The sequence below is a fragment of the Haloarcula sp. JP-Z28 genome (genome assembly GCF_011440255.1).
Taxonomy (GTDB): domain Archaea; phylum Halobacteriota; class Halobacteria; order Halobacteriales; family Haloarculaceae; genus Haloarcula; species Haloarcula marismortui.
The window spans coordinates 1-10316 of the sequence record NZ_JAAOHT010000106.1 but is presented as its reverse complement, the minus strand read 5'-3'; the positions used below and the strand labels follow the sequence as shown (position 1 = coordinate 10316).

11 protein-coding genes are annotated in these 10316 nt (G+C 63.9%); 2 read left to right on the top strand and 9 right to left on the bottom strand.

The features are described from left to right. Positions 1 to 1238: threonine synthase (gene thrC / locus G9463_RS22400; RefSeq protein WP_165897873.1), on the bottom strand; the 1238-nt coding region annotated here is incomplete at its 3' end. A 65-nt stretch (positions 1239 to 1303) separates the two neighbouring features. Beyond that, positions 1304 to 1693 carry a helix-turn-helix domain-containing protein gene (locus tag G9463_RS22395; RefSeq protein WP_011224364.1) on the bottom strand — a complete coding sequence of 130 codons (390 nt, stop codon included), beginning with the start codon at positions 1691 to 1693 and terminating at the stop codon, positions 1304 to 1306. 386 nt (positions 1694 to 2079) lie between these two features. Here G9463_RS22395 and G9463_RS22390 point away from each other — a divergent pair, with 386 nt between their 5' ends. Further along, positions 2080 to 3057 (top strand): orotate phosphoribosyltransferase, encoded by a 978-nt coding sequence (locus G9463_RS22390; RefSeq protein WP_004959867.1) that lies wholly within the window; start codon positions 2080 to 2082, stop codon positions 3055 to 3057. A gap of 71 nt (positions 3058 to 3128) precedes the next feature. Then, entirely contained in the window at positions 3129 to 3872 is a 744-nt protein-coding gene (locus tag G9463_RS22385; RefSeq protein ID WP_165897872.1) for an SDR family oxidoreductase, read from the top strand. 197 nt (positions 3873 to 4069) lie between these two features. On the opposite strand, the gene argF is transcribed toward G9463_RS22385, so the two are convergent. The 7 genes from argF to lysW form a co-directional block, all read right to left on the bottom strand. Then, on the bottom strand, positions 4070 to 4966 hold the full coding sequence (gene argF / locus G9463_RS22380; protein ID WP_011224366.1) for an ornithine carbamoyltransferase: 897 nt from the start codon (positions 4964 to 4966) through the stop codon (positions 4070 to 4072). A 1-nt stretch (position 4967) separates the two neighbouring features. Continuing rightward, positions 4968 to 6029, bottom strand: coding sequence for a [LysW]-lysine hydrolase (locus tag G9463_RS22375; protein WP_165897871.1), 1062 nt, complete (start codon positions 6027 to 6029; stop codon positions 4968 to 4970). Continuing rightward, positions 6026 to 7153: an aspartate aminotransferase family protein gene (locus tag G9463_RS22370; RefSeq protein ID WP_165897870.1), complete on the bottom strand. Its 1128-nt coding sequence runs from the start codon at positions 7151 to 7153 to the stop codon at positions 6026 to 6028. The genes G9463_RS22375 and G9463_RS22370 overlap by 4 nt, the downstream gene beginning before the upstream one ends. Next, the gene (locus G9463_RS22365) at positions 7150 to 8010 is read right to left on the bottom strand and encodes an acetylglutamate/acetylaminoadipate kinase (protein WP_004959879.1); all 861 of its coding nucleotides are present in this window, start codon (positions 8008 to 8010) and stop codon (positions 7150 to 7152) included. The genes G9463_RS22370 and G9463_RS22365 overlap by 4 nt, the downstream gene beginning before the upstream one ends. 18 nt (positions 8011 to 8028) lie before the next feature. Continuing rightward, on the bottom strand, positions 8029 to 9066 hold the full coding sequence (gene argC / locus G9463_RS22360) for an N-acetyl-gamma-glutamyl-phosphate reductase (protein ID WP_007189553.1): 1038 nt from the start codon (positions 9064 to 9066) through the stop codon (positions 8029 to 8031). After that, a complete protein-coding gene (locus tag G9463_RS22355) occupies positions 9063 to 10043 on the bottom strand; it encodes a RimK family alpha-L-glutamate ligase (protein WP_004959885.1) in 981 nt (326 codons plus the stop codon). The genes argC and G9463_RS22355 overlap by 4 nt, the downstream gene beginning before the upstream one ends. A gap of 84 nt (positions 10044 to 10127) precedes the next feature. After that, on the bottom strand, positions 10128 to 10292 hold the full coding sequence (gene lysW, locus G9463_RS22350) for a lysine biosynthesis protein LysW (protein WP_004959888.1): 165 nt from the start codon (positions 10290 to 10292) through the stop codon (positions 10128 to 10130). Positions 10293 to 10316 lie beyond the last annotated feature (24 nt).

The window sequence follows — 10316 nt, the reverse complement described above, 5'->3', positions numbered from 1 at the left end:
TCGGTGCTGTTAGCGACCGGCTCCGGCTCGTTCCCGGCCTCTGCGGCCGCTTCGGGGTCTTTGAGCAGGTGGCCCGTGGTCAGGCAGACGACCGACTCATCGCTATCGACCTCGCCTTCGCGCCGGAGTTTCCGGAGGCCAGCGACGGAGGCGGCGGACGCCGGTTCGACGCCGACGCCTTCCCCGGCGATGTCACGCTGCGCTTCGGTGATTTCCTCGTCGGAGACAGCGACGGCGGTGCCGCCGGTCTCCCGGATGCCCGGCAGCGCCTTCGGCGCGTTGACCGGATTGCCGATGCGGATGGCGGTCGCGCGGGTCTCGACGTCATCCCAGCGGCGGGTGTCCTCGTATCCATTCTCGATAGCCTCGACCATTGGAGCGGCACCCTCTGCCTGCACGCCGGTGAGTTTGGGCACCTGCTCCTCGGTGATTGCGCCGGCCTTGACGAGTTCGCGGAAGCACTTGTACAGCGCCGCGGTGTTGCCGGCGTTGCCGACCGGCAGGACGATTCGGTCCGGGTACTCGCCGTTGTCGGCGTAGAACTCCTCCATGATTTCCAGCCCGATGGTCTTCTGGCCCTCCAGACGGAAGGGGTTCAGCGAGTTCAGGAGGTAGGCCTCGCCGCGGGCGGCGAGGTCCTGCACGATGTCGAGACACTGATCGAAGTTGCCGTCGACTTCGAGAATGCGCGCGCGGTGGAGACTTGCCTGAGCGATTTTACCGGCTGCGACCTTCCCGGCAGGCAGGAGCACGAGCGTTTCCATCCCGCCGCGAGCGCCGTAAGCCGCCAGTGCCGCAGACGTGTTGCCCGTCGAGGCACAGGCCAGTCGGTCGACGCCGACCTCTTGGGCGACCCGGACACCGACGGTCATGCCGCGGTCCTTGAACGAGCCAGTGGGGTTCATCCCCTCGTGTTTCACGCGGAGCGCGTCGACGCCGATGTCGTCTTTCAGGCGGGGCATCTCGTGCAGCGGCGTGTCACCCTCGGGGAGCGTGACACCCTCTTCGAAGGGCAGGGCAGCGTTGTACCGCCAGACCCCCGAGCCTTCGAACTCGTCGAAGGTCGGCAGGTCATCGTAGCGGACCTCGAGCAGGCCGTCGCAATGGTCGCAGGTGTAGCGAATCTCGTCGAAGGGAGCGAACGTCTCACCACACTCGATGCAGGCCAGCCAGACGCCGTCATCGGCAACCGGCGGCACGTCGTCGGTGAGTTGCAGGTCAGCCATTGTCGGGACCATGCTCCCAGTGGGCAAAAGTCGGACGGTTGTCGGCTATACTGCCAGCGTTCACGGCGCGGCAGCTATCACTCGCTGGGCCTGGCGTCGAACTCGTCGATACGGTGATGGACCGCGACAGTCCACTCGTCGAGGGTCTCGTGCATCAGTTCGCGGGCCTCCGACAGCGGTGTCGCGGTGTACTGGTACACGTGGCCGCCGCCGTCGAGCAACCGCCGTTTCCGCGTCGCAAGCCCCTTCTCGCGAAGCGTCGATAGCGACCGGTTGACGTTCGAGCGATCCCGACCAAGTTCGTCAGCGAGTTCCTCGACAGTGCTTGCAGGTGTTTCGAGCAATGTCTGATACGTCCGTACCTCGTGTTCCTGAACGCCGAACACACAGGCCATCACATCCGAGAGATTCGGTTCGTCGTCGACCATCAGCTCGTGGAACTGGTCCGGAGATGAGTTGACAGACATACCCACCTGTATACTTCCGACCCGGATAAACTGGGTCGTTACCTCAACCTCACCGCTCTGGTGTCGGTGCTGCCCGATTTCGGAAATATCAAATAGTTTACTGTTTCAGGGTGGACTACAAACTAGCCGGACACCAGCAGCAACTGGTGCTGTGAGGAACATTGTCAATGCTAGCAAAAAGGGTGCCGTTTCAGGTGGAGAGTTCCCCGAGACGGAATTGTTGTTGTCTCAATTTACAATCACCCTCAAAAGACTATACTATATAGTTACAGATAAGAAGTATTAACACTCATCGACGGGTGTCAGTTAAAAAGAAGTAAGCGCATGTCCCGTCGTGGTGTTCGAGCTACGATGAGGATGCTAATACTTCCTGATCCCAGAAACCAATGAATTACAGGAGTTTCGACCATCTCAGTGCTGATACGCAGGAGTGGATCGTCGATCTACCAGACGGCTTGGATCTGATCGTCGGAATACCCAGAAGTGGCATGTTAGTGTCAAACTTACTCTCACTGCATCTCAATCTCCCGATGACAGATATCGACGGGTTGCGGGAGGGCAGACTCCTGCAGACGGGGGAGCGGTATGATGGTGAGTTCGACCTCTCGGAGTTCTCGAAGATACTGGTGGTCGACGACACCGTCTACACCGGAAGCGAAATGACCGAGGCGCAGTCGACGATTGGCGGGTTTGATCTGTCCGCGGACGTGTACTACGGCGCTGTGTACGTGGACGAGGGCTCCGAGCAGTTCGTCGATACGTACGCCCAGACCCTGGCGTTCCCGAGAGTATTCGAGTGGAACATGATGCACCACGACTTCCTCGAGGACTCCTGTGTCGACCTGGATGGCATCCTCTGTCGCGACCCGACACCCAAAGAGAACGACGACGGGCCGAAATACCGGGAGTTTATTTCGACTGTCGATCCGATCTGTGTTCCCTCGGTGGAAATCGGGAAGATCGTCACCTGTCGGCTGGAGAAGTACCGCAGCGAGACTGCCGCCTGGCTTGAGGAACACGGGATCGAGTACGACGAACTGGTGATGATGCAGTACCCGGACAAAGCCACTCGGGTCGCCGCAGGCAACCACGGCGAGTACAAGGCCACCGTGTACCAGTCCTCGGACGCCAAACTGTTCGTCGAAAGCTCACACTCTCAGGCGCGGACGATCGCTATGCAGACGAACAAACCCGTCTATAGCAAGGAGCAAAACCGGATGCTCCAGCAGGGGTATCTGAACCGCGTCACCAGAAACGGCCAGATGTCTATTGAAGCCGTCAAATCCGACCCGCTCAGATACGTCGAACAGTTCAGGTCGGACCCCGTCGACTTCGTCAAGCGGGCTTCGTCGGTGTTTCTCTGATTTGCAGCGGTCACCTGCCACGGCCTCCGGTGGGCCCAAACGCTAACCACGAGACGCCCGTGAGTCCGACCATGGATTCGGGACCACTTGCAGAGACAACTGTACTCGTCACCGGAGCGAGTTCGGGTATCGGCGCGGCGACCGCCCGGAAGCTGGCCCGCGACGGGGCTGACGTGGCGTTAGTTGCCCGCCGGGAAGACCGCCTCACTGAACTGGCCGACGAAATCACCGACAACCACACCGTCGGTACCCACGTCGTGCCAGCCGACGTCAGCGACCGGGCACAGGTCACGGCCGCTATCGAATCGACCGTCGAAGCGTTCGGCTCACTTGACGGCGTTGTCGTCAACGCCGGGGTCGGCCGCGGGTCGGACGTTGAGACGCTGTCAGACGAGCAGTACCGGACGATGATGGACGTCAACGTCGACGGCGCGTTCTACACCGCCCGCGAGTCGCTCACCTATCTCCGGGACGGGGCCGGGTCGCTGGTGTTCGTCGGTAGCTTCGCCGGGCAGTATCCCCGGCCGTTCAACCCCATCTACGCCGCGACGAAGTGGTGGCTCCGTGGCTTCGCACATAGCCTCGCCGGCCAGGTCGGTGACGACGACATCGGCGTCACGGTTGTCAATCCTTCAGAGGTCCGGTCGGAGTTCAACTCCGAGGACGGAACGGCGTTCAACGAGCGGTTCGAGCCGGGCGAGGTGACCGAGCCCGAAGAGGTAGCCGACGCTATCGCCTTCGCCATGCGACAGGAGCCACCGACCACCATCAACAGCATCGACGTGTTCCGCCGGGACAAATTTAGCCACTTCTAGCCTACCACCTTTTTCCACGGGAGCATCGCGCTCGCCGCTGGCGAGCGCTCAACCCCCGCGCAAAAACGTGGGCGAAAAAGGCGCGAATCGCTCCGCGATTCGCGTGAAACCGCGGGCCGTCGGCGCACGGTACAGTGGCATCGCCACAGACCGCTTCCGCCCGGCTAACCACTCTAAATCTTCGGGCCGGCCGATTACTACGCCTGCTCGGACAGCCACACGAGCAGTCCCTTCTGGGCGTGCAGGCGATTCTCCGCCTGATTCCAGACGACAGCGTTCTCCGATTCGATGGCAGCGTCGGTGACCTCCTCGCCGCGGTGGGCGGGCAGGCAGTGCATGAACGGCCGGTCCCCAAGCAGGTCCGGCGTGATCTGGAACCCCTCGAAGTCCGCGAGTTTCTGGTCGCGTTTATCCTCCTGGCCCATGCTGACCCACACATCGGAGTACACCACGTCCGCGCCAGCCACGGCGGCCTCTGGGTCGTGGGTCGTCTCAGGCGCGTTACCGAAGCCGGCGGCGCGGTCGGCCACATCATCAGAGATGCCGTAGCCCTCCGGCGTGGCGACGGTGAGGTCGAGGCCGACCATCGCTGCGCCGATGACGAACGACTGGCAGACGTTGTTACCATCGCCGACCCACGCCACGGAAACGTCCTCAAAGTCGCCGAACTGCGCACGGATGGTCAGCAGGTCGGCGAGCGTCTGGCAAGGGTGGGCGTCGTCGGTCAGCCCGTTGATGACCGGAACGTCGGCGTATTCGGCCAGTTCCTCGGCGTCCGCATGGTCGAACACGCGGGCCATGATGAAATCGACGTAGCGCCCGAGCGCACGGGCGGTGTCTTTCACCGGTTCGCCGTGGCCCAGATGGATGTCGTCGGGGCCGAGAAAGACGGCGTGGCCGCCCAGTTGCGTCATCCCCGTCTCGAAGGAAACCCGGGTCCGCGTCGACGGCTTCTCAAATATCATCCCGAGTGTCTGCTGGTCGAGCAGGTCACTCGTGCTCCCCTCGCCGTGGTCGGCCTTGATGGCCGCGGCGCGGTCGAGGACGGTCACCAGTTCGTCGGTCGTGAGGTCGTCGACGTCGAGTATATCCATCTCAGTCCTCCAGCAGGCGTTCGGTCGCGGTTTCGAGCACCGCGACGGAGCGGTCGTATTCGTCGAGCGGGAGGTGCTCGTTCGGTGCGTGGTCGAGGTCCGAGTCGCCAGGCCCGTATGTCACCATCGGACAGTCCCACGTCTTCGCGTAGACGTTCATGTCGCTGGTGCCAGTCTTGCGAAGCAGCGTGGGCTCGCCACCCTGCTGCCGGATGGCGGCCCGGAACGCCCGGGCGGCGCTAGTTCGGGGGCTCTGCATCACCGGTTCGACCTTGTCGTCCCAGTTGACCGTGCCGTTCTCCAGAAACCCGTCGGCGATTTCGCGGATTTCGCCGGTGCTGTACTCCGGCGGGACGCGCAGCTGGACATCCATCGTCGCTTCGACGCTCAGCCCGTCGCTCGATGTCCCGCCGTTGAACTCAACTGGCTTGCAGGTGACGCGCTCGAAGACGGGGTGCCACTCATCGGTGGCGAACTCGTCGTCAACCGACGACCACCAGTCGATAGCGTCCTGAATGGCGTTGTTCTCCGGGCGGGAGGAGTGGCCGGACTCGCTGGTGGCGACGTAGGTCCCGGCCAGCAGGCCGCGATAGCCAAGCGTGATGCCCTCCCAGCCGGAGGGTTCGCCGTTGATCACGGCACCGGGTTCCAACTCGCGGTCCTCAACGAGGAATCGAGCACCTTTCGAATCGACCTCCTCGCCGACGACGCCGACGAACGAAGCCCCGGTGCGGACGGCGGCGACGGCCATCGCACACAGCGGCCCTTTCGCGTCGACGCTGCCGCGGCCCCAAAGCACGTCACTCTCATCGTCCTCCTCGACGCGAACCGGGATGTCGCCCGGGACGGTGTCGATGTGAGAGGTGAGCAAGACGCCGTCATCTGCGGGCGCGCGGACGTTGCCAACTTCATCGAGCCACGCCTCGCGGCCGTGGGCCTCGAAGAACTCGACTAACCGTTCGGCCGCCTCCGTCTCGTTCCGCGAGACAGACGGGATGCGGACGACAGCTTCGAGCAGGTCACGTGCCTCGGTGTCAGCCTCGCGGCTCGCGGCTTCGCTCATTCCACCACCTCCGCCATCGCGTCAACGACGGCGTCAGCGTGGTCCTTATCAATGGTCAGAGGCGGGAGCAGGCGGATAACCGTGCGGCCGGCCGGCAGCGCGAGCACCTGATGGTTCAATGCGAGCTTTTTCAGCGCCGCGTTCGCGCCGCGGCCGACCTCAACGCCGATCATCAGCCCCTCACCGCGGATGTCCCGCACGTCGTCACCGATAGCTGCCTCCAGTTCAGTCAGGAGGTAATCGCCGATAACGGCGGCGTTGCCGGGCACCGAGTCCTCGATGATGGTCGAGACTGTTGCGCCGGCAGCCGCCGAGATGACCGGCCCGCCGGAGAACGTCGAGGCATGGGAGCCGTAGTCCTCGGCGATCCAGTCCCGGCACAGCGTCGCGCCGACGGGGAGGCCGTTGCCGAGCCCCTTCGCCGCGGTTATCATGTCCGGCGCGACGGCGGCGCGCTGGGAGTTCCACAGCGCACCGGTCCGTCCCATCCCGGTCTGGACCTCATCGAAGATGAGTGCTGCCCCGGCGTCTTCGGTAATCTCCCGTGCGTCTTCGAGGTAGCCGTCCGAGGTAGGATTGATACCGCCTTCGCCCTGAACAGGTTCGACGATGAACGCGGCGGTGTCCTCGTCGACGGCCTCCTCAAGCGCCTCGCTGTCGTCGTAGGGGACGAACTCAACATCGCCGATGAGCGGCTCGTAGGGTTTCTTGTACTTGTTTTTCCACGTGGTCGCCAGCGCGCCCATCGTCCGGCCGTGGAAGCCCTGCATCGTCGCGACGATTTTGGAGTTCCCCGTCGCCGACCGGGCGAACTTCAGCGCGGCCTCGTTGGCCTCGGTCCCGGAGTTACAGAGCCAGGTCTTGTCGATGGGGTCCGGTGCGGTGTCTGCGAGCAGGTCGTACAGCGCCGTCCGCTCGGCGTTCGGATAGGACGCCTGGACGTACGTTATCTTCTCTAGCTGTTCGCTGACGGCGCTGTGGACCGCCGGGTGCTTGTGGCCCAGCGGGACACAGGCGTAGGATGCGCCCATGTCTAGATACTCTGTGCCGCTGTCGTCGTAGACGTAGGCACCGTCGCCACGTTCGATCTGGATAGGTTTCTCGTTGAAAACGAATCCGCTCATTGTTCCTCCGTCGCTGTCTGGTCTGTGTCCTGTTCGAGTGCGCTCGCGTGAACGTGGGTTCCGCCGCCGTCAAGCGCCGAGAGAATCGGTGACTCGGCGTTGGCGTCTGCCACCACGACCTCCGATGCGCCGCCGTCGAGCGCCTCCTCGGCGGCCATGATTTTCCGGCCCATGAATCCCTCTGCAGCGTCTTCAAGAGCGTCCCAGTCGCTTGCCGTCTCGACCGATTCGATGAGCGTCGACGGGTCATCGGGGTCCGCGTAAACGCCCTCGACATCAGTGAGGAGCACCAACTGCGCATCGAGTTCGCCGGCGATGGCCGCCGCCGAGCGATCGGCGTCGGTATTCACTGGAATTACCTCACCGTCATCGTCTCCCGCCATGGGTGGCCCAGCCACCGGCGTGTACCCATCGCCGAGCAAGGTCTCCAGCAGGTCACCGTTGACCTGCTTGATCGTGCCCGAGTGGTCGCCGCGGCGAATCTTCTTCTTCCCGTCCTCGACGACCCGCACTGCGGACTTCCGCGGTCCGTAGAGCAGTTTGCCGTCGACGCCGGTGAGCCCGACCGCATCGACGCCCTCGCTCTGGAGGCCGGCGACGAGCTGGGTGTTCAGATGCCCGAAGGCCATCTCGAACACCTCCATCGTGGTCTCGTCGGTGAACCGGCCGACGACGCCCGACGGTGTCTCGACGTATTCAGGCTCGACGCCGAGCCGTTCGAGCGTCTCGTCGACTTTGGTGGAGCCGCCGTGTACCACGACGACCTGCTCACCATCGGCCACTAACGATGCCACGTCCGCAAGCGCCCCCGCAGGGTCGACCGCGCGAGCGCCACCGACTTTGATAACGACTGTCATAAGAACTCAGGTCAGGGGTTACGGTGCGCCGACGGGGTGGAGCCCCTGGAACTCCAGCCCCGCCGTCTCTTCGATGCCGAGGGCGACGTTGGCCGCGTGGACGGCCTGCCCCGCCGACCCTTTCATCATGTTGTCGATGGCCGAGAACACGACCAGTCGCTTGTTGCCGGGGTCGAGTTCGAAGCCGACCTCGGCGCGGTTCGTCCCTGCAACTGACTTGGGTTCGGGGTAGCGGTAGACGCCACCGCCGCCGGCGACGAGTTCGACGAAGGGTTCGTCCTCGTACTCGCCGCGGTAGGCTCCCCAGAGGTCGCCTTTCGAAACAGGCCCCTCGGGGAAGACGTGACAGGTCGCGCTCGCGCCGCGGATCATGTCCACCGCATGCACGGTAAAGGACACGTCGATGCCGAGGAACTGCTGGATCTCGGCCTCGTGGCGGTGTCCCGTCGGCGCGTACGGACGGACGACGCCCGAGCGCTCGGGGTGGCTGGAGGCCTCGCCGCCGCCGGCTCCGCCCTCGCTTGATCCGACCTTCACGTCGACGACGATCTGCTCGTCACCGGAGAGGATGTCGGCCTCGAACAGCGGGAGTAGGCCCAGGATTGTCGCCGTGGCGTTACAGCCGCCGGAGGCGATGAGGTCCGCGCCTTCGAGGTTGTCGCGGTTGAGTTCCGGCAGCGCGTACTCGCTCTGTTCGAGGAGTTTCGGGCGTGTGTGCCCGTCGTACCACTCGTCGTACTGGGCCTCGCTCTCGAGGCGGAAGTCCGCCGAGAGGTCGACGACTGTGCCGGCGGCCTCCTGAAACGCGTCTATCTGCTCCATCGAGACGCCGTGGGGCGTCGCAGCGAACAGCACGTCGACCGACTCCAGGTCTTCCGGCGAACTAAAGCGTAGGTCCGAGTGCCGAAGGTTCGGGTGCGAGTGCCCGATAGTCTTGTTCTCCTTCGAGCGGCTGGTCGCCTGTGCCAGTTCGAACTCGGGATGGCCGTCAAGCAGGCGAAGCAGTTCCCCGCCGGTGAAGCCGGAGCCGCCGACGACGCTTGCCGTGTACGTCATGCTGTCACCTCGGCGTCGGTCTCGGTCGCCGCCTTCTGTTCGAGCCAGTCGACAACCTTCGCGGGTACGTCCACGTCGGTGACCTCGTTCAAGGCCTTGAATTCGACAGTGTGGTTGACCTCGTGGACCGTGTAGTCCTCGAACTCACGCGCTCGCGGCTCGCCTTGCTCACGGCTGTCGCCGTTCGCATTCGAGGCGCGTTGCGCCTCGCTCTCGCCGCTCGCGTCTTGGGTGTCGCTTTGGGACACCCCCACCTCCATCAGGTCGATACCGAGCAGCCCGCCCCCGACCGCGTCGGAAGCCTTCTCGACTAGTTCCAGTGCGCGGTCGTCGAGTTCGAACTCGTTGGTCTCAGCGCCCTTGGCAGCGTTGGTGAGCCAGTGGTCCGAGGAGCGGACCATCGCCGCGATGGGCTCGCCGTCGACAGCCAGCACGCGCATGTCGCGGCCGGGCTTTTCCACGAACTCCTGTACGTAGAAGATCTTGTGCTCGTAGTGGCCAAGTGTCTCCTTGTGTTCGAGGATAGCCTCGGCGGCCGAGCGGGAGTCGATCTTCGCCATCAGGCGACCCCACGAGCCGACAACGGGTTTGAGGACGCAGGGGTAGCCGAACTTCTCGATGGATTCCAGCGCGGCGTCCTTCGTGAACGCCACGTCGGTGTTGGGCGTCGGCACGCCCGCGGCCTCTAACGCGAGGCTGTTGTTGACCTTGTCCGCACAGGTGTCGGCGACCTCGGGACCGTTGACGACCGGCACGCCGTAGGCCTCCGCGAACTTCGTCGCGTACACGCTACGACTGGTCGCCAGACAGCGGTCGACGACGATGTCCAGATCCTCGAAGGCCTCGGGGGCCTCGTGGATATTGAACTGCTGTTTGCGAACGTCTATTTTCTCGATCTCGTGGTCGCGCTCGCGCAGTTCCGACAGGAGCAGCTTCTCGTCCCGGCGGATGCGCGAGTAGAGGAGTCCGACTTTCATACTGAGTCCTCCGTGGGTTCGCGGCTCGCAGCGTCGAGCGCCACGGTCACGTACGGCGCCGAGCGCCGCGCCACCGCGAACACCTCACTCACCCCAGTCCTCTTCGAGCTCGGGTGCGCTGTCGAGCTCGACAGGGTCGGCGCCAACGACTTCCAGTTCGGCACCGCAGGTGGCACAGTCAACGATCTCTCCGACTTCGAGGTTGTCGTGCAGGGACACGTCCGCCCCACACTCGATGCATTCTGCCATTGTAGTTCATCCTGTGACAGGGAT